The sequence below is a fragment of the Flavobacterium sp. 270 genome (genome assembly GCF_004368785.1).
GTDB lineage: Bacteria > Bacteroidota > Bacteroidia > Flavobacteriales > Flavobacteriaceae > Flavobacterium.
In genome coordinates this window covers 12,498-37,753 of the sequence record NZ_SODM01000001.1, presented here as the reverse complement: position 1 = coordinate 37,753, position 25,256 = coordinate 12,498, and the positions used below count along the sequence as shown (strand labels likewise).

Genomic DNA, 25,256 nt, shown 5'->3' with positions numbered 1-25,256 from the left:
TTTATTTTATTTTGTTCAAATTTACAAATTCAATTAGGGAACAAATGTTAAATTTTATATAATTCAAGCACCTAACTGTGATATTTTTTGAGCGTCTAGTTCATTAAAATGATTGATAATCATATCTGCTTCTGATAAATCCTGCATTTTTGAATGTTCACTGTTGTATCCCACACAATATATTCCTGCAGCTTTGGCCGCTTTTACCCCATTTGTGCTGTCTTCGATGATAATACAGTTCTCTTTTGGTGCTTTAGACAAAGATGCTGCATGAATAAAGATTGCCGGATTTGGTTTTGATTGTGGAAAATCTTCCCCGCTTACAATATCCGTAAAATACTGATGCAGTTTAAATCTTGTAAAAACGCGGTCGATCGTAACCTTTGATGCCGATGAAGCCAAAATTAACTGAATACCGCTGGCATACAAATCTTTAATCAAATCTTCTACACCTTCTAATAAATACAAATCTTCTTTGGTATCAAAAGCTTCATTAAAAATATTTCTTTTTCTCTGAATCAAATCTTCAACTTCCTGCTCTATTGTCGGGAAAAATCCTTTTAAGGTCTGAAATGTATTTCGTGTCGAAAATCCTGTAAATGAAGTGTACATTTCTTCAGGAACTTCAATATTCAATTCCGAAAATTGAAGGTAATAAGAATAACGGTGAACGGGCTCTGTGTCGACAATAACGCCGTCCATATCAAAAATTACTGTTTTAATCATTTTTTTTAAGGGTCTGAGGTTTTGAGTTGCTAAGGTTCTAAGGTTTTTTTTAAGCTTCTACGACTCTGTTTTTAAAGCTTTAAGTTTAGACAAAGTTTTTAAACTTAGAACCTTAGTAGCTTAGAAGCTTAGTACCTTATTTAGAAATCAAATATCTAATTACTGTTTCTGCCATATGTAAGCCAAATAATCCTGGCATATAGCTGTTTGTTCCGTAAAACGACTTTTTGAAATTTTTTCCGTCTGTTAGTTTTAAACTTTTTGCATCTTGGATTTCAGAAGAAAAAACTACTTTCAGTTTGTTGATTTTTACTTCTTTTAAGCGTTTACGGATTGTTTTAGAGAAATAACAATTTGTTGTATTTGAAATATCTGCAACTTTTACTTTAGAAGCCAGCATTTTACCGCCCGCTCCCATACTGCTGATAATTTTAACTCTATTGCGTTTTGCTCCCATAATTAAATTTAGTTTGGGCGTAATACTGTCAATACAATCCAAAACATAATCAAATTCAGAAGAAACAATTTCAAATGCACGCTCAGGAGATAAAAATTCCTGTACACGTGTAAGTTTTAATTCTGGGTTGATATCCATTAAACGATCACCCACAATTTTAATTTTTGGCTCACCAACAGTCGAATGCAAAGCTGGTAATTGTCTGTTAATATTCGTAATATCAACAACATCACCATCTACAATTGTCATACTTCCTACTCCTGCCCTTGCCAAAAATTCGGCTGCAAAAGATCCTACTCCACCTAAACCTACTACCAAAACGTTTGAGTTTTGCAAGTTTACTAATCCCTCTTTTGTAAATAAAAGCTCAGCTCTTTCTGTCCACTCTGCCATATATGTTCTTTTTGTTCTTTTTAATTATTTTTGTTTCAGGTTTCAAGTTTCAGGTTTGACGTTTGTCAGTTCGAGCGTAGTCGAGAACCTTTTGAAATCTTGTTTTATTTATTGAATACAGTTCTATAATTACTTGAGATAATATCTTCTAACTCTTTTAAATTTATATTTTTATATTTTCCAGCTAAATCATATACCTGTTCAATTGTTTCTTCTATTGTATCGGTTTCCAGAAAAAAGCGATCGTTTGGAACACTTTTAAAAACGGTTTCTAACTCTGGATTTTTCAGCAGGTATTTTCCAAAAGAAAGATAAAATTCTTCCTTTATAAGTTGTGCTGCAATTTGATTGTTTTTAGAAAAACCGTGCATTATCATCGGAACCGAAATTTTTAATTTCTTCTTGATGGCAATGATTTCCTGAAAAGCAGCAACGCAATGAATTACGACTGGTTTTTTAAATTCTTCGGCTAAAGCCAATTGTTTTTCAAATACCGAAATCTGTAATTCTAACGGTACTTCAATTCTTTTATCCAAACCACATTCGCCAATTGCCAGACAATTTTCGGTTTGCAATTTTTCTTCGATAATTTTCAAATCAGCGTCAATGCTGTTTTCCTGAATATACCACGGATGAATTCCGATAGAATAAAAAGGAATCGAAGCATCAAACTCGTTTGGGTATTGATTTACCAATTCCAAAACATTAGCCTGATTTTTAGATTGATGTGTATGAAAATTGAAGTATTCCATTAATGAAAAGTTTTTACGCCAGCTTTTATAGCCACTTTTAAATCGTTTTCTAATGGCACAATCGGGCAAGAATATTTGTAGCTATAAGCACAATACGGATTGTAAGCCTGATTAAAATCGATTGCTATTGTATTTCCTTTCGGAATTTCTAAATCTATATATCTACCACCAATATAACTTTCCTTACCACAGGTTAAGTCAGAAAAAGGCAAAAATAAATGATTCTTATATTCCGGAGTTTTAGAAAGTTCAATATTTCTATATACATTCAAATGATAGCTTGCTCCATTAATTTTAAAAGTAACAGTTCCGTATTTAATGTATTGCGGCGTTCTTGTTCCTGTAGTTTTCATTTCAAAAACCTTTTCATTTTTTGCTTTTTCAAAAACAGCATTCACAAAAAAAGTTTTATTTATAGGATAAAAATCTAATGCTTTAAAAGTTTTTAAATCCTCTGTCATCAACGGACTTGTCTTAGCATCAGCAAATTCAGCGTTTATTTTCTTCTGAAATTTTTCGACATCACTTTTCTTAAAGTTCTTTTGGGCAAATCCAAAATTAATAGTCAGCAATAAAACAAGGACAGCTGCAGTTTTCATGGTAGAAATTTTCAGCAAAAATAGTTCAAAACTAACAAAAAGCCAACCGCTTAAGCTTACAAAGTTTCTTAACTTTGTTGCAAATATTTTTTTATAATGCTCAAAACCGCTTTTACACACTACATTAATAATTTTAAAGGATTTTCTAGAGAGATTTGGATACTTGCTATTGTTACTTTTATCAACCGTGCCGGTACAATGGTACTTCCGTTTTTGTCAAAATATCTAAAAGAAGATCTTCATTTTACTTATAATCAAGTGGGTTGGATTATGGTTGCATTTGGTTTTGGCTCAATGCTTGGTTCTTGGCTTGGCGGTAAATTATCTGATAAAATTGGCTTTTACAAAATCATGATTTTTAGTTTGTTTACCAGTGGTGTAGCGCTTTTTTTCGTACAGTATATTACAACTTTTGAAGCTTTATGCGTTGCAATGTTTCTTTTAATGACCATTGCCGATATGTTTCGTCCAGCAATGTTTGTATCGCTTGGCGCATACGCAAAACCCGAAAACAGAACCCGAGCATTAACATTAGTTCGTCTGGCGGTAAATCTTGGTTTTGCAGCAGGTCCAGCTCTGGGCGGTCTGATTATTATGGGAATTGGTTATTCTGGATTATTTTGGGTTGATGGTGCTTCTTGTATTGTGGCAATTTCAATTTTTGCTTTTTTAGTTAAGGAAAAGAAAAAAGTTGTACATGATGATAAAATCGAAAGTGCTGTGGCTGTAAAATCTGTTTTTCAGGATAAAATCTTTTGGGTTTTCTTATTTGTGAGTTTTGTTACGGCTATGATTTTCTTTCAGCTTTTTACGACTTTACCTTTATATCATAACGAAAAATTTGGTTTAACAGAGTTTCAAACAGGATTGTTAATGACGCTTAACGGTCTTTTAATCTTTGCTTTAGAAATGCCAACGGTTGGTTTTATGGAAAGAAAAGGTTTTCCTAAAATAAAAATTATTATTGTAGGTTCTTTTATTATGGCATTAAGTTTCTTCTTATTGCTTATTAATATATGGGCAGGAATGCTGGTTATCAGTATGATTTGTATTTCTATCGGAGAAATTCTCACCTTTCCCTTCTCTAATGCTTTTGCTTTAAGCCGCGCGCCGCGCGGTCAGGAAGGTAGATATATGGCGCTTTATACTATGAGTTTTAGTTTGGCCCATATTATAAGTTCAAAAGTTGGATTTGAAATTATTACAAGATTAGGCTATCAAACCAACTGGCTTTTTATGGCTTCTACCGGAGTTATAGCGACACTTTGCTGTTTCTGGATTAAGAAAGCTTTGATAGACGAAAAAGTAGCTTAAAAATTTATTTTAACATAAATTATTCATTTTCAATTTAATACGCTTAAATTGAGTACCTTTTCTATGCCTTAAATTCAACTAAAACTAAAAAAATAGTTAACAAACTATATTTTTAGTTGTGTAACTAGAAAAATAGTTGTAGGTTTGAATTAAAATTAGAAAACATGCAAAAGCTAACGAACAAGGAAGAGGAAATTATGCACATTTTATGGAAGCTTAAAAAAGCTTTTGTAAAAGAAGTTCAAGCCGAAATCACAGAAGATCAACCACATTACAATACACTTTCTACTATTGTACGCAATCTTGAGGAAAAAGGATATGTAAGTCATAACGCTTTTGGAAACACTCACCAATATTATCCTATTATAAGTATTGAAGATTATAGAAAGGGATTTATGAGTACTGCGATAGACAATTATTTTAACAGCTCTTATAAAAGTATGGTTTCGTTTTTTGCTAAAGAAGAAAAAATCTCTGCGGCAGAATTACGCGAGATCTTAGCAATGATCGAAAATCCAAAAGAAGACAAATAACAACTAAAAAAATAATAGGTTATGGAAGCACTTTTTATTTTTATCCTAAAATCATCCGCTTTATTAGCGTTATTCTATACGGCTTATTATTTTCTGCTTAGAAAAGAAACTTTTTTTAATGCCAACAGATGGTTTTTATTGGCGGGTTTAATTACTTCTGTCGCACTTCCGTTTCTGGTTTACACTAAAACCGTCTGGATAGATCCAGAACCAGTTTCAGGTTTAAATTTTCAGGAACTTTCTAACATCGAAAATATTCAAAAGGAAAATCCATTGCAGTTGAATTTTATCTTGCTATCTCTTTACGGAATTGGTCTTTTGGTACTTCTGGTAAAATTTGCTTTAGATTTCTATAAATTAAATTCAATATTAAAAGGAAAAAAAATTCAGCAGCAAGCCGATTTTAAATTTATTGATTTAAACGAAAACATTGCCCCTTTCTCCTATTTTGAATATATCGTTTACAATTCTTCCTTATACAGTTCTGCTGAATTAGAAAGTATTCTGGAACATGAAAAAGTACACAGCGATCAAAATCATACTATAGACGTACTGGTTTCCAGAGTTTTCTGTATTCTTTTCTGGTTCAATCCTATTATATGGTTATACAAAAAGGCGATCATACAAAATCTTGAATTTATTGCCGACAGCGAGGCTTTCAAAAAAATAGAAGACAAAAAAGCGTATCAATACACGCTTTTAAAAATAACAACACATCAAAATTGTGTTGCGATCACCAATCATTTTTATCAATCATTAATCAAAAAACGAATCGTTATGTTAAACAAAAATCAATCAAACAAGAAAAGTATTTGGAAACATTTTGTAATTGTACCAGCTCTGGGCGCTTTTGTACTATTATTTCAAGTTGAAGTAATTGCAAAAGAGAGACAACAAACCACAAAAGAAACTGCGGGCGAAATTGGTTCTGTAGACATTTACAAAATCAAGAAAAGTTCTACTGACTCAGAATTAAAGAAAATTAAAGAAAATTTAAAATCATTGCACAATATTGATTTTGAAGCTTCTGAAATTAAACGAAATGCTGCAAACGATTTAACGTCAATCAAAATTGACATTAAAAATGGTAATCAGGTTGCGCAATCAATTCAGACACGCAATGATGCTGTTATTGAAGATTTTGGAGTTGTGGTTACTACAGATAAAAACGGCAGTAAGAAAGTCGGAATCGAGACTTATGATACAGTAAGTAATTCTAAAACAAACAAAGAACCGAAAATTGTAAAAAGCAAAAAACTAACTTCAAAAACAGAAACCCATGTTAGCACTAATTCTAATAGTAGTGCAAAAACTAACAATGATACTAATACAAATGTTAGCACTACTATAATTACAAATAATGATAATACTACGAAAATAATTACTACAAAAGGCGGTTCGACTATTGCAGTTTCAAATGGTGCAAAAGCCAATGCTAAACTAGGAAACCAACTTGTAATTGTTGATGGTGAAGAAATGCCTGCTGGTTTTGACTATAACGAGATAAACGCTAAAGATATTGAGTTTGTAAATGTTCTAAAAGGCGAAACGGCAACAAGTAAATATGGCGAAAAAGGAAAAGATGGTGTTCTGATTATTCAAACACGTAAATAATCTTTTTGACTAAACTTAAAAATTTTAAAAATGCAAAAGCTAACCAATAAAGAAGAAGAAATCATGCAGATTTTATGGAAGCTTAAAAAAGCTTTTGTAAAAGAAATTCAGGCAGAAATTACAGAAGATCAGCCGCATTATAATACACTTTCTACTATTGTTCGTAATCTTGAAGAGAAAGGTTATGTGAGCCATAATGCTTTTGGAAACACGCATCAATATTACGCAATTGTAAGCATTGAAGACTATAGAAATGGGTTTATGAATACAGCAATTGATAATTATTTTAATAGCTCGTATAAAAGTATGGTTTCCTTTTTTGCTAAAGAAGAAAAAATCTCTGCAGCAGAGTTAAGAGAAATTTTAGCCATGATAGAAAACCCGAAAGAAACAAAATAATCGTTTTATGGAAGCACTTTTCATTTATATCGCAAAATCCAGCGGATTAGTAGCAATGTTTTATTTTGCTTATTATTTTTTGTTACGCAAAGAAACATTTTTCAATAGCAGCCGATGGTTTTTATTGGCCGGATTAGTTACATCTGTTATACTTCCGTTTGTAGTGTATACACAAATTGTATGGATTGAGCCTGCCCCGGTTTCAACGGCTTTAGACACTGCAGCTAATTATAGTTATTCTTCTGGTTATGTTCCGCAGACAATTGTAAAAGAGAGTTTTGCCATTAATTGGAATTTAATCTGGATAGCTGTCTATAGTATAGGATTTCTTGCCTTTATGCTAAAATTTGCTTTGGATTTTTATAGTTTAAATTCCGTTTTAAAAGGTAAAACAATAAAACAACAAGCAGACTTTAAGTTTATAGATGTAAATGAAAACATTGCTCCATTTTCTTATTTTGATTATATAGTGTACAACTCATCAATGTACACTGCGGCAGAATTAGAAAGTATTCTTGAACATGAAAAAGTACACAGCGATCAACATCATACGATTGATGTCTTGATTTCGAGAATCTTTTGTATTTTATTTTGGTTCAACCCGATTATTTGGCTTTACAAGAAAGCGATATTGCAAAACCTGGAATTTATTGCCGATAGTGTGGCATCAAAAAAAATCACTGACAAAAAAGCGTATCAGTACACGCTTTTAAAAATAACAACACACGAAAATTGTGCTGCTATTACCAATCATTTTTATCAATCATTAATCAAAAAGCGAATTGTCATGTTAAACAAAAATCAATCAAAAAACAGAAACTACTGGAAGTATTCTGCCATTATCCCTGCACTTGGCGCCTTTATTTTCTTATTTCAAATGGAAACTATTGCGCAGGAAAAAAAACAATCTCAAAAAGAAATTACTCAAAATCAAGCTAAGGATAATGATGTTTATAAAATCACCTATTCTACAACAGATCAAGAACTTACTGCTCTTGTTAAAACTTTAAAAACAAAACATAATGTTGATGTTGTAATTTCTGAAGTAAAAAGAAACTCAAAGAATGAATTAATCAACATTCTGGTAGAAATTAAGAACGGTACAGAAGAAGTTCAAACTATTCAGATAGAAGGAAATAACGCTATTAAAGAATGTTCTATTGTTATTTCTACAGAAAGTGACGGAACTAAAAAAGTCAATTTAATTACAGAAGGTGAATCAGACGCGCCAATGACAGTAGAAAACGACAGAGTTGTAGTAAGAAATGCTCCTGATGCACCGGATATCCCGGATACTCCAGACGTACCAAATGTTTCAGATGCGCCAACACCTCCAACAGTACCTCAATTTCCTCAGGGACCAATGCCACAAGTTCCGGCTGCAGCTATTGCCAATATGCCAAAGCCACCTATAGCTCCTAAAAATCTAAATGATAAAGCTGCCATGAAAAAATTTGAAAAAGAAATGGAGGAATTTGATAAAAAAATGGAACGCTTAGAACCAATAATGGCTTCTTTCGAAAAAGAAATGGAAGAAGTTATGGAAAAACGTTCTGCCGTTTTTAATAAAGAAATGGAGAAATATCAAGTAGCCATGGAAAAATATAATGCTGACATGGAGAAATTTGGTCGTGATATGGAACTAAAATTTGGTTCTGACAGCGAGTACGCAAAAAACATGAAGAAGTTTGAAGTTGATATGAAGCAGTTTGAAAAACAAATGAAACTGCAGGAAAAAGAAATGAGATTAAATGAGAGACAAAAGTTTCTAGATCAAAGAGAAGAACTTAGAAAACAAAAAGAATCAAAAAAAAGTTAGAACTTCATAAAAATAAACAAAGATAAAAATCTTATTTTGATAATTTAAATTTCTCAAAATCTATAACTTAAAAGACTTTGCCTTAAACGCAAAGTCTTTTTTTATATCTTTGAAAAAAATCCTACTGCTATGTTCAAAATTTTAGCTAAACTAAATAAAATTCTTCTGCCAAGTTTTACCAAACAAGGTTTAGATATTGCCAAAGCAAAAAAGTGGCAAATGGCCCTTATTGGATATCGTGCTTACGTAACTAAACGTGCTTTAGGTTAATAGTCCGACTTTATTTTAAAATGCAAGCTTGATTGTTCTGTAACTTCGACAATCAAATTCTTTTCCAACACACAAATTTTTTTGTGCTTACTAATTTGTAGTTTTGCTTTTCAGCTTAAACATTCCATGAAAAAATCAATTAACCTCCCTCCTGTTCCGGCAGTACTTTTGGCTATTATCAGCGTTCAATGTGGCGCGGCAATTGCCAAAACCTTATTTCCTGCACTTGGAGCCGCGGGAACAGCTTCTATGAGAATCGGAATTTCTGCTTTAATATTATTATTGGCTTATCGTCCTAAATTTTCAAAAATCACCAGAGAACAATGGAAAATTGTTATTCCTTACGGATTGTCTTTAGGAGCAATGAATTTAGTATTTTATCTTGCTATAGAAAGAATTAATATTGGTCTGGCCGTAACTTTAGAGTTTATCGGTCCTTTATTAGTTGCCATAATTGGTTCAAAACGGTTAATAGATTATTGCTGGGTTTTATTAGCTGCGACTGGAATCATTTTAATCGCACCGTGGTCGAATACTCATATTGATTCTTTAGGAGTTTTGTTCGCTCTTTTGGCTGGTGCACTTTGGGCCGCTTATATTATTCTGGGTGGTAAAATATCAAAGATTATGAACGATGGAGATGCTGTAACTACCGGAATGCTTTTTGCGGCACTTTTAATTCTACCATTTGGTTTTTACGAAAACGGATTAATTAATCTAACTCCAAGACTATTTGGTTTAGGAGTTGCTTTGGCGCTTTTGTCAAGTGCTATTCCGTTTACATTAGAAATGAAAGCATTAGGACAACTGCCTCCACGAACTTTTAGTATTTTAATGAGTTTAGAACCTGCTGCAGCTTCTATTTGTGCTTTTATATTTCTTCAGGAAAAATTAAACCTTTACGAAATATTAGCTGTTATCTGTGTTGTTATTGCTTCTGCAGGATCAACACTAACAGCCAAAAGATAATTAATAAAAAACAAACTGTATAAAACAAAAAAGTCCTGTAAACACAGGACTTTTTTAAATAATTTGCTATCCAAAATTGGAATTATTTTTTTGGTAACAATACAGTATCTACTACATGAATTACTCCGTTTGATTGGTTTACATCTGCAATAGTAACTTTTGCTTTGTTACCGCTTTCGTCGCTGATGTATAAATCTTTACCTTGCATCCAAGCTGTCAAAGTTCCACCGCTTACCGTTTTAAGAGTAGCTTTTCCTTTACCCATTTTAATAGCTTTTGCAATATCAGAAGCATTCATTTTTCCAGCAACAACATGGTATGTCAAAATAGTTTGAAGCATTTTTTTGTTTTCTGGTTTTAATAATGTTTCAACAGTTCCTTTTGGAAGTTTATCAAATGCAGCATTTGTTGGAGCAAAAACAGTAAATGGCCCTTTTCCTTGTAAAGTTGTTACTAAATCTGCTGCTTTTACAGCTGCAACCAAAGTAGTATGGTCTTTTGAATTTACAGCGTTTTCAATAATGTTTTTGTTTGGATACATTGCTGCTCCTCCTACCATTACTGTTTTTTGTGCATTAGATGTAAATGCAAATCCTAATGCTAAAACTGCTGCTGCTAAAAATTTTCTAGTTTTCATAATGAATGTTTTAAGTTATAAGCTCATTTACGCTGTAATAATTGTTTTGGTTTTAATGAAAAAATAAAAAACAATAAAATTCATTAAAAAGTCTTCAAAAAACACTGTAAAACAAGCCTTTAATTGATGAAATTATTTTTATAATTTTTTAAAATAATTGCAATAATCGATTAAGTAGTTTTCTATATTTAATATTTTTTAACATTTCAAATGAAAATTTAATTATATTTATAAAAGGTAATTCGATTCAGATTTCTTTATTCAATAGTTTAAAAAACAATTAAAAAGTCTAATTATGGAAACTAATAAAAAAATCAGAAGTAAAAAATTAAGTACTAAAGTAGATATGACAGCAATGGTAAGTGTTTCTTTTCTGCTGATTATATTTTTTATGGTGGCAACTGAATTGAGAAAACCAAAAATAATGGATTTAAGCCTGCCTGATAAATATTATGAATATAAAGGGAAAATTATATGCCACATGGATACAGGTAATCGCGTAATTACTGTTTTACTCGATGATAATAACAAAATTATAACCTATTCAGGAATATATGGATTATCCGATCAACTTCCTAAAAAAATGGATTATGGCAGAACTGGAATCAGAAAAGAATTAATAAACCAACAAAAAGCAATACTTGAGCATTCTACTGCCTTAGGAAAACCTAAAAATGGAGCTATTGTAATAATTAAACCAAGTAAAAAATCTAATTTTAGAAATCTTGTAGATATTTTGGATGAAATGGCAATTGCAAAAATTGACACTTATGCAATTGTAAGTGATTTTAGTCCGGAAGAATCTAAATTATTAGCATCAAACTAACAAATCATCTTATGAAAAACCTTCCTCAAAAAATTAGAAGCAAAAAATTAAATACTAGAGTAGATATGACAGCAATGGTAAGTGTTTCTTTTCTGCTGATCATATTTTTTATGGTTGCGACTGAATTAAGAAAGCCTAAAATAATGGATTTAAGTCTGCCAGATTATGACTGTGACGATTGTCATCCTGGATGTGTCGACGCAACCCGAATTTATACAATTTTATTAGATGATAATAACAAAATAGTAACATATTCAGGTTTATTAGATTATCCTCGAGAAGCACCAAAAGAGCTTACATATGGAGAAAATGGTATACATAAAGAATTGCTTAATAAACAAAAAGCAATACTGGAGTATTCTACTGCGTTAGGAAAACCTAAAAGCGGAGCTATTGTAATAATTAAACCAAGTAAAAAATCTAATTTTAAAAATCTTGTAGATATTTTGGATGAAATGGCAATTGCAAAAATCGATACTTATGCCATTGTAGACGAATTTACTTTGGAAGAATCAAAATTATTGGCTTCAAACTAACAAATCATCTTATGAAAAACCTTCCTCAAAAAATTAGAAGCAAAAAATTAAGTACAAGAATAGATTTAACAGCGATGGTCAGTGTTTCTTTTCTCCTGATTATATTTTTTATGGTTGTTGGTGAATTATCAAAACCAAAAGTTATGGAATATGCTACAGGACAAGATCGTGGATGTTGTGATTGCCCTCCACGTCATAGTGGAGAAAATCGATCAATAACAGTAATGTTAGGTGAGAATAATAAATTAATATATTACATGGGAATTCTAAATTCTCCGATAATTTCTCCAAAAGAAGTTAAATATGGTAAAGAAGGAATACGAAAAGAATTATTAGCCAGAAAAAAAACTGTGCTAGAATATTCTGCCAAATTAGGTAAGCCAAGTCAAGGCATTACAGTAATTATTAAACCTACTAAAAAATCTAATTATGGTAATTTAGTCGATATTCTTGATGAAATGAAAATAACAGGAATTACTTCTTACGCGATCATACCTGAATTTACTCCTGAAGAAACTAAATTATTAGCTTCTAATTAATTGAATAAAATTTGGTTTCAAAAGGTTCTCGACTCCGCTCGAACTGACAGACGAAACTTGAAACCTGAAACAAATAAAACCTGAAACAAAATAAAAAAAAAAAGCCCCACATTACTGTGGGACTTTCTATTTAGAGGAAACTAAGAATTATTTTTTCTCAGTTTTTTCCATTTTAGCTTTTAATGCAGCTAATACATCATTGTTATCTCCTAAAGTTGCAGCTGGTGCATTAGTAGTAGAGTTAGATGAAGTATTTTCAGTTGCAGCTTTCACGTTTTTCTCTTCTTCTTCACGGAAGATAGCAGTGTGAGAAGCAACTACTCTTTTGAATTCTTTGTTGAATTCGATTACTTTGAAATCAGCAGAATCACCTTTTTTCAATTTCTTTCCGTCTTCTTTTTCAAGGTGACGAGTAGGAATGAAAGCAACGATATCATCTCCGAATTCTACAGTAGCTCCTTTGTCAACGATTTCAGAAATTTCACCATTGTGGATAGTTCCTACAGCGAAAGAATCTTCGTATTGATCCCAAGGATTAGCAGTAGTTTGTTTGTGACCTAAAGATAATTTACGTCCTTCAACATCTAATTCTAATACAACTACATCAAGTTTTTCACCAACATTTACAAATTCAGATGGGTGTTTGATTTTCTTAGTCCAAGAAAGGTCAGAAATGTAGATTAATCCATCAATTCCTTCTTCTAATTCTACGAAAATACCAAAGTTTGTAAAGTTTCTAACGATACCTGTATGTTTAGAACCTACTGGGTATTTAGAAGTAATGTCAGTCCATGGATCTTGAGTCAATTGTTTGATACCTAATGACATTTTACGGTCATCTCTATCTAAAGTTAAGATAACAGCTTCAACAACATCTCCAACTTTTACGAAATCTTGTGCAGAACGTAAATGAGTTGACCATGACATTTCAGAAACGTGGATTAAACCTTCAACACCTTCAGCAACTTCGATAAATGCACCGTAATCAGCGATTACAACTACTTTACCTTTTACTTTATCACCAATTGTTAAATTAGCATCTAAAGCATCCCATGGGTGAGCGTTTAATTGTTTCAATCCTAATTGAATTCTTGTTTTCTCATCATCGAAATCAAGGATTACAACGTTTAATTTTTGGTCTAATTCAAGAACTTCACTTGGGTGGTTGATTCTACTCCAAGAAAGGTCAGTAATGTGAATTAATCCGTCAACACCACCTAAGTCAATGAACACACCATAAGAAGTAATGTTTTTAACAACACCTTCTAATACTTGTCCTTTTTGTAATTGACCGATGATTTCTTTTTTCTGTACTTCAATATCAGCCTCGATAAGCGCTTTGTGAGATACAACAACGTTTTTGAATTCGTGGTTGATTTTTACCACTTTGAATTCCATCATTTTGTTTACATATACATCGTAGTCTCTAATTGGCTTAACGTCAATTTGAGATCCTGGTAAGAACGCCTCGATACCGAATACGTCAACGATCATACCTCCTTTAGTTCTACATTTAACAAAACCGTTAACGATTTCTCCAGTTTCATTAGCTGCAATAACTCTATCCCAAGATTTGATAGTACGTGCTTTTCTGTGAGATAATACTAATTGACCTGTTTTGTCCTCACGGATGTCGATTAATACTTCTACTTTGTCACCTACTTTTAAGTTTGGGTTGTAACGGAATTCGTTTAAAGAAATAACACCTTCAGATTTAGCATTGATATCAACGATAACGTCTCTATCTGTAATTCTAACAACAACTCCTTCAACTACTTCTTCTTGATCTGTAGCGATGAAAGTTTTTGATACTAGTTCTTCAAACTCTAATAAGTTTTTCTCATCTACTGCATCAATTCCTTCTTGGAAGTTATGCCAGTTAAAATTTGCTAAAAACTCTTCTTGTGATTTTAATTGTTCAGACATGCTGATAAAAAATTTGTATTCTGTTTTTCTCGAGTTTCATAAAGCGATAGAAAAAACAGAAGTTGTTTTACATAAATAGTTGATTCCTAATGGAAACTCTTCTCTGCCAAAAGGTTTGCAAAATTACTACAAATTTTTGGACTTACAAAACAAATTGAGATCATTATCCGAGTATTGGTCAGAAGCAGAAGATTTTCAGGTTTTTCGAGGCCTTTTGTCCCGCTATCCGTTACAATCTTTTATGACAAACCCCGACATAAAAGGTTTTCCACTTCTATCGAAGTTAGAAGTTTTAGTTTTCAAAAGATCTTTAAAAACTAAAAAGCTTTTCCATGTCTGGAATTTTCACTTGTTTGCACCCAAACTTCAGCTTTTGAAAATTTGCGATTTTCAAAATGTAGTTCTAAATTCGGAAAAACATCAAATGAACGCTTAGTTCCTATATAAAATCTCAAACATAAATAATGAGAGTTAAATGCATTACTTTCTCCAGACCAAAATAAATTCAAAGTTGAAAAGTGAATTTCAGAAATCTTTTTTATTTTGTTTTCAGGAACATACAAACTTTTTCCTCTAAATGTTATTTTTAATAATGTCCAGTTTACTCCATCAGATTGAACAGTTACAACTTCACCAGTTTTGTAATATAACTGAACTTCCGATAACTCTACCTTCTTACTAACAATATCTTCACAAAACTTTTCAAGTTTTGAATCAGAAGAATTAAAACGAATAACTTCTTTACTTTTTAAAGTAAAAACAAAGCTCTGAGGTATTTCAATCCTATCCTTATGCGCATAAACAATAACAAAAGAAAACAAAGTTAGAATTATTAAAACCTGCCTGATATATTTTATCATAATTATGAAATTTTCCAATTAAAACTTTCTTTAAAAACTAAACCCGACAGGTTTTAAAAACCTGTCGGGTTTGATATATCAAAATAATATTTTTAATGACTCAAATTCTCAATCTCTTTCGGATCATGTTTATGTTTAAATAAAACTGCAAAAGCAATTGCAATAACTAATGCATACGCCGCAAAAGACAACCAGATGGTATGCCAGTCTTTCATCATAATTGGATTGCTGAAAATTCCATTGGCTGAAATAGAATTTCCTTGTCCTTTTACAAAATCTAACATTTTAGAATTTGTTGATTCTGTTTGTAAAAACCCTGCTAACTCTGTAGTATTATGAAATGATTTTGTAAAGAAACGATCAATTGCCCAGCCAGAAGTCAAACTTCCCAAAACTGCTCCTACTCCATTAGTCATCATCATAAATAAACCTTGCGCAGAAGAACGAATTTTAGAATCTGTATTACTTTCTACGAATAATGAACCTGAAATATTGAAGAAATCAAATGCCATTCCGTAAACGATACAAGACATAATAATCATCCATAAACCTCCAACAGGATCTCCAAAAGCAAATAATCCGAAACGTAAAACCCAAGCCAGCATACTGATAAGCATTACTTGTTTGATTCCGAAACGTCTTAAGAAAAATGGAATTGCCAAAATAAATAAGGTTTCTGATACTTGAGAAATCGACATAATAATTGTCGAATATTGAATTACAAAAGAATCTGCATATTTTGGAAAATGTTTAAATTCATCTAAAAATACATCTCCGTAAGCATTTGTCAATTGTAAAGCTCCTCCTAGAAACATAGAGAAAACAAAGAACAAAGCCATTTTGTAAGTTCCAAATAACTTAAATGATTCTAAACCTAGTGTTTCTGCAAGAGTTGCATTTTCTTTAATCAATTTCTGCGGTACGCATTTTGGAAGCGTAAAAGCATAAATTCCTAAAATTAAAGCACCAATACCAGCAATATAAAACTGATATTCAGTTGCTTTACTTCCACTCAAATTGGTAATCCACATGGCAACAATAAAACCTATTGTACCCCAAACACGAATTGGTGGAAAATCTTTTACTATATTTTTATTATTTAATTTTAATGAAGTATATGAAATAGAATTACTTAACGCAATTGTTGGCATATAACAGCACATTGCAGCAAACATTACATATATAAAATTATCCGGTGTCGTTACATGTGCAATACTGAATAAAACTATTGCATAAAGTATATGAAGTGCTCCATATAGTTTTTCGGCATTAATCCATCGGTCTGCAATAATACCAGTAAGTGTAGGCATGAATAAAGAGGCAATTCCCATGGTTCCAAAAACAAGACCAAACTGAGTTCCTTCCCAGTTTTTAGTTCCAAACCAATAATTTCCAATTGTTATAAGCCAGGCTCCCCAAACAAAAAATTGAAGAAAGCTCATTAAAATCAATCTGTTTTTAATTCCCATATAAATGAAATTGTCTTTAGTAAAAATGAAGTGGTAAAACTACCATTAAAAATGATATCTACAAAAAATTATACCGTTTTAACAACTTCATTCACTAATTCTAAAACTGCCGAGAATTGTTCTTCTCTGCTCAAATAAGAATTATCAATTTCTATGGCGTCATCTGCAATTACCAAAGGAGAATCTTCACGGTGCGTGTCTATATGATCTCTCTCAACAACGTTTTTCAAAACGTCTTCATAAGATACATTATCCCCTTTTTGCTGTAATTCATCAAAACGTCTTTGTGCACGGGTTTCGGCACTGGCAGTCATGAATATTTTAAGTTCGGCATTTGGAAAAACAACAGTTCCTATATCCCTGCCATCCATAACTATAGCTTTATTTTTACCCATTTCTTGTTGCTGCTCTACTAATTTAGCACGCACTTCAGAAACTTCTGCTACTTTACTTACGAAGTTCGAAACTTCAATAGTTCTGATTTGTTTTTCAACATTTTCACCATTTAAATACATATCGGCAAAACCCAAATCGGCATTGAATTTAAATTCTAACTGAATTTTTGGTAAAGCTTCAATCAAGGCTTTTTTATCAAAAGAATCTGCTCCTATTAATTGATTTTGCATTGCAAAGTAAGCAACTGCACGGTACATAGCTCCAGTATCAACATATACATAGGCTAATTCTTTTGCTAATTGTTTTGCTAAAGTACTTTTTCCTGTTGATGAAAATCCGTCGATAGCAATGGTAATTTTTTCCAAAATGGGTGATTTTAAATTGTAGTGATTTTTATTCTATTAAATTGTAATATTCTAATAATAAACATTTAAAATAATGTTCGACTTAGAACTATCAATTATTTTTTCAATTCTTTTAAAGAATGTTTCGCTTACCATTGGACATCCGTGGCTCATACTAATGTAATAATCTTGTTCATCTGCTGGCACGGCTGAATAGGAATGTAAAACGATGGCTCTTTTTTCTGCATTATTATTGGTTTCATCTAAACCGGTTAATCTATAAGCTTTTCCAAAGATACCTTTATAGTTTTTACCAATAACATATCTGCCTAATGCGGTGCAGTTTGAGTTTGGTGTGTTACTAAATCTAAGATTTCCTTTTATTCCGGTTTCTGAACCAGAACCATGCGCTACAAGACCTTGATCTAATATTTTGTTGTTTTCTAAATCATAAACATAAAACCGGTTTTTTCCGGAAGGTACTTTCATATCTACTAAAAAAGCGATTTTTGTATTGTATTTATGATCAATATTAATCATATTTTTTATTTCGCTTACTTTGCTGTTCATCCTTTCTATTTCTAGACTGGTCATTACAGTTTCTTCTTTAAAGTAAAGTTTTGCACTCGTTAAAAACCCTACAGTAACAAACAAAAATAAATTGAATATTTTCATGTAAATTATTGAAAATTTAAGGTTAAACCAAAAAGACTTGTATTTGCTGCTAACGTATATCTAGAATATGAATAATTAAACTTTAACTTATTCATTTTTAAACCAAATCCTAATGAGACTCCCGAAAAATTACGCTGTTCTTCAACTCTCAATTCTTCTCCTCTTCTAAAATTGTAACCTAATCTTAAATTAAATGCCTTTTGCGGGAAAAGTTCCACTCCAAAAGCAACGTGCCTTAAAGCATTATTAACAAATGAAACTTTTTCTTCATTTGTTGAACCGTCTATATTGGTTCCTCCACGAACTGGATTCGAAAAAGAAATATTCCATTGCTGCAGGTTTTCTAACGAAAGATGCCAGCGAAGCGGTACGTGTTCTAATTCTTGCGAAACTCCGGCTACTATTTCAAATGGCAAATTTTCTTTTATTCCCGAGTATGTTGTAAATTGTGTTCCTATGTTACGAATTACAAGGCCCAAATTTACATTGTTTTCTTCAATTAAATACAAAAAACCTAAATCTATGGCGCCACCTATAGAGTTGTAAGTTTCTAAAGTTGAAGTTATTAACTTTGCATTTACACCAATAAACAAATCTGTATAAGGCACATTATAAGCATATCCCAAAGTAAGTGCGCCTTCGCTTCCTGTAAAATCAGATGTTGATTGCCCGTTTTCGTCATATCCTTCAAAAGAACCATAATTTACATAACTTACACCAGCGTAAAAAGTCTGCAAGTGTCTGTCGTATGTATAAGCGTAGGATGCAGTTCCATAAGAAGCTTCCCCATAATAACTACCGTAATTCATAGCCAGATGATTGTCCATATCCGCGTTTATAAGTGCGGGATTAGACATGGCCTGATTAACATCTTCGTCATATATTGTAATAATATCTCCGCCTAACGCTGCCTGCCTTGGTGAAGTAGTTAAATTTAAAAACTGATAAGTGTAACGCCCTCCAACCTGCCCGAAAGAAACCGAACAAATTAGTATCATGAAAAATAAAACAAGGGGTTTTAACATTCGTTTTTTGGCGTTCCTATATGGGAATAACGCAAATACAAAGATAAAATTATATAACTTATAAAATAAAATTTATAATTATCTGTAAATCAGAAACTATTACTGTTTTTCAAATTCCAAATTACGTTGAAAACCGCTAAAAATTCCAAATTCCAACCTTTGATAAATTCCAATTTTGAAATTCCAAATTCCAATAATTCAAGTAAATTCCAATCAGTACGAGATAAAAAAAATTCCAAAGACCAAAACAAGTTTGGAATTTGGAATTTCTAATATTGGTATTTAATCTTAAATTTTATTTTAAAACTTTAGCATTTTTAGCATTCTGATCTGTTAAGGCTAAAGTTAAAACTTCGCTCATTTCTTTTACATAATGAAATGTCAAACCTTCTAGATATTCAGCTTTAATTTCGTCTATGTCACTTTTGTTTTCGTGGCATAAAATGATTTCTTTTATGTTGGCTCTTTTTGCTGCTAGGATTTTTTCTTTAATACCGCCAACTGGTAAAACTTTACCACGAAGCGTAATTTCTCCTGTCATTGCTAAGCTTTTCTTTACTTTCTTTTGCGTTAACAAAGAAACTAAAGACGTTAGCATTGCTATACCAGCACTTGGTCCGTCTTTTGGCGTTGCTCCTTCCGGAACGTGCAGATGGATATTGTATTTTTGGAATAATTCTATTGGAAGTCCCAACTTTTTAGCATTTGCTTTGATGTATTCTAAAGCAATTGTAGCCGATTCTTTCATGACATTTCCTAGATTTCCAGTAATGGTCAAAGAACCTTTTCCTTCAGAGATTAAAGATTCTATAAACAAAATATCACCGCCAACGCTTGTCCACGCTAAACCTGTAACTACACCGGCAACATCGTTATTTTCGTATTTATCGCGCTCTAATCTTGGCACTCCTAATACGGTAATAATATCTTCGTCGGTAACTTTTTTATTGTATTCCTCCTCCATTGCTACAGCTTTTGCTGCATTACGAATAACCTGAGCAATTTTAGTTTCCAAATTACGAACACCAGATTCGCGTGTATATCCTTCTACAATTTTCTCTAATTGTTTTTTACCAATTGTCAAATCTTTTGCAGTAAGTCCGTGCGCTTCTAATTGTTTTGGAAAAAGGTGTCTTTTTGCAATTTCAACTTTTTCTTCAATTGTATAACCTGACATTTTGATTACTTCCATTCTGTCACGTAATGCCGGCTGAATTGCTGCCATATTATTTGACGTTGCAATAAACATTACTTTAGATAAATCGTAACCCATTTCCAGGAAGTTATCATAAAAAGAACTGTTTTGCTCTGGATCTAAAACTTCTAATAATGCAGAAGAAGGATCACCGCTGTTGCCGCTTGAAAGTTTATCAATTTCATCTAAAATAAAAACAGGATTAGAAGTTCCGGCTTTCTTTAAACTTTGGATAATTCTTCCCGGCATTGCTCCTATGTATGTTTTTCTGTGTCCGCGTATTTCAGCTTCGTCACGTAAACCACCAAGCGAAATACGCACGTATTCACGTCCTAGAGCTTCGGCTACCGAACGACCAATAGAGGTTTTACCAACTCCCGGAGGTCCTGTAAGACATATAATTGGCGATTTCATATCATTTCGCAATTTTAAAACTGCCAAATGTTCTACCATTCTTTTCTTCACTTCTTCAAGTCCGAAATGATCTTTGTCTAATATTTTTTGAGCATGTTTCAAATCAAATTTATCTTTAGAATATTCGCCCCAAGGCAATTCTAAAAATAACTCTAAATAATTACGCTGAATACCAAAATCCGGTGATTGTGGGTTCATTCTGCGCATTTTAGATAATTCTTTTTCGAAATGTTTCTGCGTTTTTTCGTCCCATTTTTTGGTTTTCGCTTTCTGTCCCATTTCGTCCATTTCCTCTTCTTGCGAAACGCCTCCCAATTCTTCCTGAATGGTTTTCATTTGCTGGTGAAGGAAATATTCACGTTGCTGCTGGTCTAAATCAAAACGAACTTTTGACTGAATGTCATTTTTCAATTCTAATTTCTGCAACTCAACGTTCATATAACGTAAAGTTTCCAGCGCTCTGTCTTTTAGTCCGTTTATTGATAAAAGTCCTTGTTTTTCTTTTACCGATAAATTCATATTAGAAGAAACAAAATTGATTAAAAACGACTGGCTTTCAATGTTTTTAATGGCAAATGTTGCTTCAGAAGGAATGTTTGGACTTTCTTTTATAATCTGAATAGCCAATTCTTTTACAGAATCTAGAATAGCTGTAAACTCAGTATCGTTTTCATCAGGACGTTCTTCGGTAACCTCTTTTATTGTTGCTGTAATATACGGCTCTTCAGAAGTTACTTCATCAATTTCAAAACGTTTTTTACCTTGTAGAATTACGGTAACATTTCCGTCAGGCATTTTTAAAACGCGCAGAATTCTTGCTACTGTACCTATTTTATGTATATCATCTTTAGACGGATCTTCGTCTTCTTCATTGATTTGAGAAACTACTCCAATAATCTTCCCTCCGGCATTGGCGTCGTTTATAAGCTTTATAGACTTATCTCTTCCTGCAGAAATAGGAATTACTACTCCAGGAAATAATACAGTATTACGTAAAGGCAAAATTGGTAATGAGAGCGGTAACTCTTCATTATTCATTTCTTCTTCGTCTTCTGGTGTTAATAATGGAATTAATTCTGCTTCTGAATCAAATTCTTGAAGTGACAGATTGTCAATTGTAAGTATTTTATGGTTTGACATAATAATATATAAGTCGTTTTGTCATTAAAAATTTTATTCTAACCGTAAATACAGTCTTAGATTGGTTTGTTTTTGATTAAACAGCCATAAGTGTATCATATACAAGATAGATCGTAAAAATAGACAATCATTATGCCAAATGCAAAAAGAGCGTTTTGAAATGTTGTGTATAAACATCTGCATGAGTGCCAAAACGCTGATTAACGCTGCTATTTTATGTTTAATGCAAATTATCTTCAATTTATTAATGTAAAAACTTTCTGTATTAAATACCTTTTATTCAGAATGTTATATAACGCTTTATAAAAAAATAAAAATTAATTTTATCAAAAGTGTAACAATCTAAAAAAACTAATGTCATTATAATAAACTAGCAACCATTACTTGAATATTAGCAGCCAAAATATCGAAGAATTAATAGCGCTTTGTAAAGAGAACAATCAAAAAGCACAATTCGAAATTTACAACAGATACTGTAAAGCTATGTATAACGTAGCGTACAGGATCGTAAAGGACGAACATTTTGCACAAGACGTCATGCAGGAAGGTTTTCTGAAAGCTTTTACAAAAATTAACGACTACAGGCAGGAAGTTGCTTTTGGAGCGTGGTTAAAAAAAATAATTGTCAATTATAGTATTGATTTTTATAAAAAAAACAACCAGTTTCAAGTCGAAGATCTGAGTAAGACTCTTTATAAAATAGAAGAAGACGACAGTTTTTTTTCTGAAAGTATCGATTTTAATTCACTTAAAGTGAAACAAGTATTAGATACAATTTTAAGCCTTAAGGACAATTACAGAATGGTGCTGAATCTCTTTTATATTGAAGGCTACGATCAAGAGGAAATTTGCGAAATTTTGAATATCAGTTATGCTAACTGTCGTACAACACTAAGCAGAGCTAAAGAAAGTTTAAGAAAAAAATTAGAAGATTTATGAAAAAGGAGAATGACAATTTAGAGCAATTATTTGAAAAATTTGAAAATCAGTGGGATGTACAGGAATTAAATTCGGATCATCAGCTGGATTTTCTAAACAAATTAAATAAAAAAGAACCGAAGAAAAAGTATTGGTTTGTGACGGCCGTTGCGGCGTCTATTGTACTGATGCTGGGAATATCATTATTTTATAAAGTAGATAAACCTAAAGAATTCAAATTTGCTTCTAAAGAGACCAAACGTACTGATTCTATCTTCAACATTTTGATCGATAACGAATTAGTAAAATTAAAAGAAAAAAGCTCGCCAGAAAATGAGCAGATTATTACTGATGCATTAAAACAAATGAAAGTTTTTGATGCTGATTATCAAAAAATTATAAACGAACTGCAAAAAAACGGCGAAAACAAACAGATTATTTATGCGATGATTAGCAACCTGCAGACCAGAATATCTTTTCTGCAGACGGTTTTGAAACGCATTGAAGAAAATGAAAATTTAAAAAACACTACCACTCATGAAAAAACATTATAGCATACTAATCTTACTTCTTTTGATTCCTTTTTTGGGGTTTTCAAATGATGATACTTTTATTTCAAAACAAAAAAACATTAAAAAAACGTATATCGTAAACTCGAATGCCGGAATTGATATTGATAATAAATACGGTAACGTAACCATATCTACCTGGGATGAAGACAAAATTGATCTTGACATTACTATAAAAGTTTCTGGTGCAGACGAGAAATGGGTGGATGAAAAGTTAAGCAGCATCGACGTAAACATTACGGCTCTTAAATCTATGGTTTCGGCTGAAACTACAATTGGCAATTCTATTATGAAAAGCAATACCAGAGCCAATAGTTTTGAAATTAATTATGTGATTAAAATTCCTAAAAACGGATCGGTAAAACTCCTTAATAAATACGGAAATATCAATGTGGCAAACATTGAAGGAACTTCTGATATTACTTGTAAATACGGTAAAGTTGTACTAGGAAAATTAAATGGTTCTAGTAACCGCGTTGCCATTGCATATTGTCAAAATTCAACTATCGATTATATTAAAAGCGGTACTATTGAGGCAAGATATTCTGGTCTGAAAATTACTGATTCGGGAAATATTAATTTGGATTCTAACTATACAGATGTTATTGTTTCTGACGGACAAAACATTAAATACGACTGTAATTATGGAAATTTAAAATTTCAGAAAATTAATTCGTTCAACGGTTCCGGAAATTATTTGACTATTGCTATTGGCGAAATTTCAGATAACATAAATATTAATACCAATTACAGCAAAGTAAATATTGGCACCATAACCGGAAATGGCGGAAATGTAAATATCAATTCAGGATATACCGATGTTTCTGTGGGTTACAACACCAATTATGCTTTTGATTTTAATATTTCTACAAAATATTCTAATATCAGAAACAGTGAAGATTTAGAAATTACGACTACAGAAACCAAAAATAATTCTAAAAACATCAACGGTTATCATAAGAAAAAAGGTCAGAATAAAGTGCAAATTACTTCTACTTACGGAAACGTAACTTTAACCAAAAAACAATAATCTAAAAAAATAAAGCAATGAAAAAATTAATTCAATTAGCAGTTTACGGTGTGTTTTTAGTTGTTTTTACAACAAATGCACAATCGAATAAAATTTCCGGAAACGGTAAAACAGTTACAGAAAACAGAAAAACAGGCGATTACGATGCTATAAAAATCGGAGGTTCTTTTGATGTTAATTTAGTCGCAGGAAAAGAAGGAAACATTACTATAAAAGGGGAAGAAAATTTAGTTTCTGCTATAAAAGTGGAAGTTGAAGAAAATACTTTGAAAATATATGTTGAAAAAGGAACGCAAATTAGAAAAAGCATTGGTCATAAAATTGAAATCACAATTCCTTTTGAAAAAATAAATGCTGTAAGCCTTGCTGGTTCTGGCGATATTATTACTAAAGATAAAATTAAGAACGATAAGTTTGCAGTGAAATTAGCTGGTTCAGGAAACTTTAAATTAGATATTGATTCTAATGATGTTGAAGTTAGCTTAAGCGGTTCTGGAAATGTAAAACTAAAAGGAAATACAACAAACTTAATTACTAAACTTGCAGGCTCTGGCGATATTAATACTACCGAATTGAAATCTAAAAATGTAGATGCAAATGTTTCTGGTTCTGGCAACAGCCGTGTAAGCTGTGCAGAAAAATTAACAGCAAGAGTTTCTGGCTCTGGAAATATTAAATATGATGGAAACCCAGAGAAACGTGATGTAAAGGTTTCTGGATCTGGAAATATATCAAAAGCATAATTTTAAAAAGCTCGATAATAAAAGATTTAAACTCATCAAATCAAACTCAAAAAAGAACAGTATTATTTCTCTTTTATTATCGAGTTTCATTCATCAATCAATATATAAAAGGTTAAAATCAAAAAACGTCACAAGTTCTAAATGAAGAATTTGTGACGTTTTTTTTATA

At 31.9% G+C, this 25,256-nt stretch carries 26 protein-coding genes; 14 read left to right on the top strand and 12 right to left on the bottom strand.

Going from position 1 to position 25,256, the window contains the following annotated elements; all coding sequences use genetic code 11:
- Positions 1-63: 63 nt before the first annotated feature.
- The 4 genes from EV144_RS00185 to EV144_RS00170 form a co-directional block, all read right to left on the bottom strand.
- A complete protein-coding gene (locus EV144_RS00185) occupies positions 64-726 on the bottom strand; it encodes an HAD family hydrolase (RefSeq protein WP_134145005.1) in 663 nt (220 codons plus the stop codon).
- Positions 727-862: 136 nt separating this feature from the next.
- A complete protein-coding gene (locus EV144_RS00180; protein WP_134145003.1) occupies positions 863-1,576 on the bottom strand; it encodes a ThiF family adenylyltransferase in 714 nt (237 codons plus the stop codon).
- 104 nt (positions 1,577-1,680) lie between these two features.
- Positions 1,681-2,328 (bottom strand): TatD family hydrolase, encoded by a 648-nt coding sequence (locus EV144_RS00175; protein WP_134145001.1) that lies wholly within the window; start codon positions 2,326-2,328, stop codon positions 1,681-1,683.
- Positions 2,328-2,927, bottom strand: a complete 600-nt coding sequence (locus tag EV144_RS00170) for a DUF1684 domain-containing protein (protein WP_134144999.1) — start codon at positions 2,925-2,927, stop codon at positions 2,328-2,330. Before EV144_RS00170 ends, EV144_RS00175 begins: the two co-directional genes overlap by 1 nt.
- A gap of 96 nt (positions 2,928-3,023) precedes the next feature.
- On the opposite strand from EV144_RS00170, the gene EV144_RS00165 reads away from it, so the two are divergent.
- The 7 genes from EV144_RS00165 to EV144_RS00135 all read left to right on the top strand — a co-directional run bounded on the left by EV144_RS00165 (position 3,024) and on the right by EV144_RS00135 (position 9,845).
- Entirely contained in the window at positions 3,024-4,241 is a 1,218-nt protein-coding gene (locus tag EV144_RS00165) for an MDR family MFS transporter (protein ID WP_134144997.1), read from the top strand.
- A 164-nt stretch (positions 4,242-4,405) separates the two neighbouring features.
- On the top strand, positions 4,406-4,774 hold the full coding sequence (locus EV144_RS00160; protein ID WP_134144996.1) for a BlaI/MecI/CopY family transcriptional regulator: 369 nt from the start codon (positions 4,406-4,408) through the stop codon (positions 4,772-4,774).
- 21 nt (positions 4,775-4,795) lie between these two features.
- Complete coding sequence (locus EV144_RS00155; protein WP_134144994.1) at positions 4,796-6,388, top strand: M56 family metallopeptidase; 1,593 nt, start codon at positions 4,796-4,798, stop codon at positions 6,386-6,388.
- A gap of 30 nt (positions 6,389-6,418) precedes the next feature.
- Positions 6,419-6,787 carry a BlaI/MecI/CopY family transcriptional regulator gene (locus tag EV144_RS00150; protein WP_134144992.1) on the top strand — a complete coding sequence of 123 codons (369 nt, stop codon included), beginning with the start codon at positions 6,419-6,421 and terminating at the stop codon, positions 6,785-6,787.
- Positions 6,788-6,794: 7 nt separating this feature from the next.
- Positions 6,795-8,606, top strand: coding sequence for a M56 family metallopeptidase (locus tag EV144_RS00145; RefSeq protein ID WP_134144990.1), 1,812 nt, complete (start codon positions 6,795-6,797; stop codon positions 8,604-8,606).
- A gap of 129 nt (positions 8,607-8,735) precedes the next feature.
- The gene (locus EV144_RS00140; RefSeq protein ID WP_134144988.1) at positions 8,736-8,876 is read left to right on the top strand and encodes an SsrA-binding protein; all 141 of its coding nucleotides are present in this window, start codon (positions 8,736-8,738) and stop codon (positions 8,874-8,876) included.
- A gap of 126 nt (positions 8,877-9,002) precedes the next feature.
- Entirely contained in the window at positions 9,003-9,845 is an 843-nt protein-coding gene (locus EV144_RS00135; protein ID WP_134144987.1) for an EamA family transporter, read from the top strand.
- A gap of 82 nt (positions 9,846-9,927) precedes the next feature.
- Here the strand turns inward: EV144_RS00135 and EV144_RS00130 are convergent, their stop codons facing one another.
- Complete coding sequence (locus EV144_RS00130; RefSeq protein ID WP_134144985.1) at positions 9,928-10,482, bottom strand: fasciclin domain-containing protein; 555 nt, start codon at positions 10,480-10,482, stop codon at positions 9,928-9,930.
- 292 nt (positions 10,483-10,774) lie between these two features.
- Here EV144_RS00130 and EV144_RS00125 point away from each other — a divergent pair, with 292 nt between their 5' ends.
- From EV144_RS00125 to EV144_RS00115, 3 genes are read left to right on the top strand one after another with little or no spacing between them, the layout of a single operon-like run.
- Positions 10,775-11,308, top strand: coding sequence for an ExbD/TolR family protein (locus EV144_RS00125; protein ID WP_410501171.1), 534 nt, complete (start codon positions 10,775-10,777; stop codon positions 11,306-11,308).
- A gap of 11 nt (positions 11,309-11,319) precedes the next feature.
- A complete protein-coding gene (locus EV144_RS00120; protein ID WP_134144981.1) occupies positions 11,320-11,844 on the top strand; it encodes an ExbD/TolR family protein in 525 nt (174 codons plus the stop codon).
- Between the two features lie 11 nt (positions 11,845-11,855).
- Complete coding sequence (locus tag EV144_RS00115; protein WP_134144979.1) at positions 11,856-12,383, top strand: ExbD/TolR family protein; 528 nt, start codon at positions 11,856-11,858, stop codon at positions 12,381-12,383.
- Positions 12,384-12,530: 147 nt separating this feature from the next.
- Here EV144_RS00115 and rpsA read toward each other — a convergent pair whose 3' ends face one another.
- The 7 genes from rpsA to lon form a co-directional block, all read right to left on the bottom strand.
- Positions 12,531-14,309 carry a 30S ribosomal protein S1 gene (rpsA, locus tag EV144_RS00110; protein WP_134144977.1) on the bottom strand — a complete coding sequence of 593 codons (1,779 nt, stop codon included), beginning with the start codon at positions 14,307-14,309 and terminating at the stop codon, positions 12,531-12,533.
- Positions 14,310-14,626: 317 nt separating this feature from the next.
- Complete coding sequence (locus tag EV144_RS00105) at positions 14,627-15,169, bottom strand: hypothetical protein (protein WP_134144975.1); 543 nt, start codon at positions 15,167-15,169, stop codon at positions 14,627-14,629.
- Between the two features lie 92 nt (positions 15,170-15,261).
- Complete coding sequence (locus EV144_RS00100) at positions 15,262-16,638, bottom strand: nucleoside permease (RefSeq protein ID WP_134144973.1); 1,377 nt, start codon at positions 16,636-16,638, stop codon at positions 15,262-15,264.
- 68 nt (positions 16,639-16,706) lie between these two features.
- Positions 16,707-17,399 carry a (d)CMP kinase gene (gene cmk, locus EV144_RS00095; RefSeq protein WP_134144971.1) on the bottom strand — a complete coding sequence of 231 codons (693 nt, stop codon included), beginning with the start codon at positions 17,397-17,399 and terminating at the stop codon, positions 16,707-16,709.
- Between the two features lie 51 nt (positions 17,400-17,450).
- Positions 17,451-18,053 (bottom strand): murein L,D-transpeptidase catalytic domain-containing protein, encoded by a 603-nt coding sequence (locus EV144_RS00090; protein ID WP_134144970.1) that lies wholly within the window; start codon positions 18,051-18,053, stop codon positions 17,451-17,453.
- 5 nt (positions 18,054-18,058) lie between these two features.
- The gene (gene porQ, locus EV144_RS00085; RefSeq protein WP_134144968.1) at positions 18,059-19,078 is read right to left on the bottom strand and encodes a type IX secretion system protein PorQ; all 1,020 of its coding nucleotides are present in this window, start codon (positions 19,076-19,078) and stop codon (positions 18,059-18,061) included.
- A 295-nt stretch (positions 19,079-19,373) separates the two neighbouring features.
- Positions 19,374-21,827 (bottom strand): endopeptidase La, encoded by a 2,454-nt coding sequence (gene lon / locus EV144_RS00080; protein WP_134144966.1) that lies wholly within the window; start codon positions 21,825-21,827, stop codon positions 19,374-19,376.
- Between the two features lie 384 nt (positions 21,828-22,211).
- On the opposite strand from lon, the gene EV144_RS00075 reads away from it, so the two are divergent.
- Genes EV144_RS00075 through EV144_RS00060 form a run of 4 tightly spaced genes read left to right on the top strand, consistent with a single transcriptional unit; the run spans position 22,212 to position 25,087 of the window.
- Positions 22,212-22,766 carry an RNA polymerase sigma factor gene (locus EV144_RS00075; protein WP_134144964.1) on the top strand — a complete coding sequence of 185 codons (555 nt, stop codon included), beginning with the start codon at positions 22,212-22,214 and terminating at the stop codon, positions 22,764-22,766.
- A complete protein-coding gene (locus EV144_RS00070) occupies positions 22,763-23,299 on the top strand; it encodes an anti-sigma factor (protein WP_134144962.1) in 537 nt (178 codons plus the stop codon). Before EV144_RS00075 ends, EV144_RS00070 begins: the two co-directional genes overlap by 4 nt.
- Positions 23,283-24,344 carry a hypothetical protein gene (locus EV144_RS00065; RefSeq protein WP_134144960.1) on the top strand — a complete coding sequence of 354 codons (1,062 nt, stop codon included), beginning with the start codon at positions 23,283-23,285 and terminating at the stop codon, positions 24,342-24,344. Before EV144_RS00070 ends, EV144_RS00065 begins: the two co-directional genes overlap by 17 nt.
- Before the next feature lie 17 nt (positions 24,345-24,361).
- Positions 24,362-25,087 (top strand): head GIN domain-containing protein, encoded by a 726-nt coding sequence (locus EV144_RS00060; protein WP_134144958.1) that lies wholly within the window; start codon positions 24,362-24,364, stop codon positions 25,085-25,087.
- Positions 25,088-25,256: the final 169 nt, after the last annotated feature.

Coding starts and splice junctions, on each gene's coding strand:
- EV144_RS00185 (WP_134145005.1), bottom strand. CDS start 726: ATGATTAAAACAGTAATTTTTGATATGGACGGCGTTATTGTCGACACA.
- EV144_RS00180 (WP_134145003.1), bottom strand. CDS start 1,576: ATGGCAGAGTGGACAGAAAGAGCTGAGCTTTTATTTACAAAAGAGGGA.
- EV144_RS00175 (WP_134145001.1), bottom strand. CDS start 2,328: ATGGAATACTTCAATTTTCATACACATCAATCTAAAAATCAGGCTAAT.
- EV144_RS00170 (WP_134144999.1), bottom strand. CDS start 2,927: ATGAAAACTGCAGCTGTCCTTGTTTTATTGCTGACTATTAATTTTGGA.
- EV144_RS00165 (WP_134144997.1), top strand. CDS start 3,024: ATGCTCAAAACCGCTTTTACACACTACATTAATAATTTTAAAGGATTT.
- EV144_RS00160 (WP_134144996.1), top strand. CDS start 4,406: ATGCAAAAGCTAACGAACAAGGAAGAGGAAATTATGCACATTTTATGG.
- EV144_RS00155 (WP_134144994.1), top strand. CDS start 4,796: ATGGAAGCACTTTTTATTTTTATCCTAAAATCATCCGCTTTATTAGCG.
- EV144_RS00150 (WP_134144992.1), top strand. CDS start 6,419: ATGCAAAAGCTAACCAATAAAGAAGAAGAAATCATGCAGATTTTATGG.
- EV144_RS00145 (WP_134144990.1), top strand. CDS start 6,795: ATGGAAGCACTTTTCATTTATATCGCAAAATCCAGCGGATTAGTAGCA.
- EV144_RS00140 (WP_134144988.1), top strand. CDS start 8,736: ATGTTCAAAATTTTAGCTAAACTAAATAAAATTCTTCTGCCAAGTTTT.
- EV144_RS00135 (WP_134144987.1), top strand. CDS start 9,003: ATGAAAAAATCAATTAACCTCCCTCCTGTTCCGGCAGTACTTTTGGCT.
- EV144_RS00130 (WP_134144985.1), bottom strand. CDS start 10,482: ATGAAAACTAGAAAATTTTTAGCAGCAGCAGTTTTAGCATTAGGATTT.
- EV144_RS00120 (WP_134144981.1), top strand. CDS start 11,320: ATGAAAAACCTTCCTCAAAAAATTAGAAGCAAAAAATTAAATACTAGA.
- EV144_RS00115 (WP_134144979.1), top strand. CDS start 11,856: ATGAAAAACCTTCCTCAAAAAATTAGAAGCAAAAAATTAAGTACAAGA.
- rpsA (WP_134144977.1), bottom strand. CDS start 14,309: ATGTCTGAACAATTAAAATCACAAGAAGAGTTTTTAGCAAATTTTAAC.
- EV144_RS00105 (WP_134144975.1), bottom strand. CDS start 15,169: ATGATAAAATATATCAGGCAGGTTTTAATAATTCTAACTTTGTTTTCT.
- EV144_RS00100 (WP_134144973.1), bottom strand. CDS start 16,638: ATGGGAATTAAAAACAGATTGATTTTAATGAGCTTTCTTCAATTTTTT.
- EV144_RS00090 (WP_134144970.1), bottom strand. CDS start 18,053: ATGAAAATATTCAATTTATTTTTGTTTGTTACTGTAGGGTTTTTAACG.
- porQ (WP_134144968.1), bottom strand. CDS start 19,078: ATGTTAAAACCCCTTGTTTTATTTTTCATGATACTAATTTGTTCGGTT.
- lon (WP_134144966.1), bottom strand. CDS start 21,827: ATGTCAAACCATAAAATACTTACAATTGACAATCTGTCACTTCAAGAA.
- EV144_RS00070 (WP_134144962.1), top strand. CDS start 22,763: ATGAAAAAGGAGAATGACAATTTAGAGCAATTATTTGAAAAATTTGAA.
- EV144_RS00065 (WP_134144960.1), top strand. CDS start 23,283: ATGAAAAAACATTATAGCATACTAATCTTACTTCTTTTGATTCCTTTT.
- EV144_RS00060 (WP_134144958.1), top strand. CDS start 24,362: ATGAAAAAATTAATTCAATTAGCAGTTTACGGTGTGTTTTTAGTTGTT.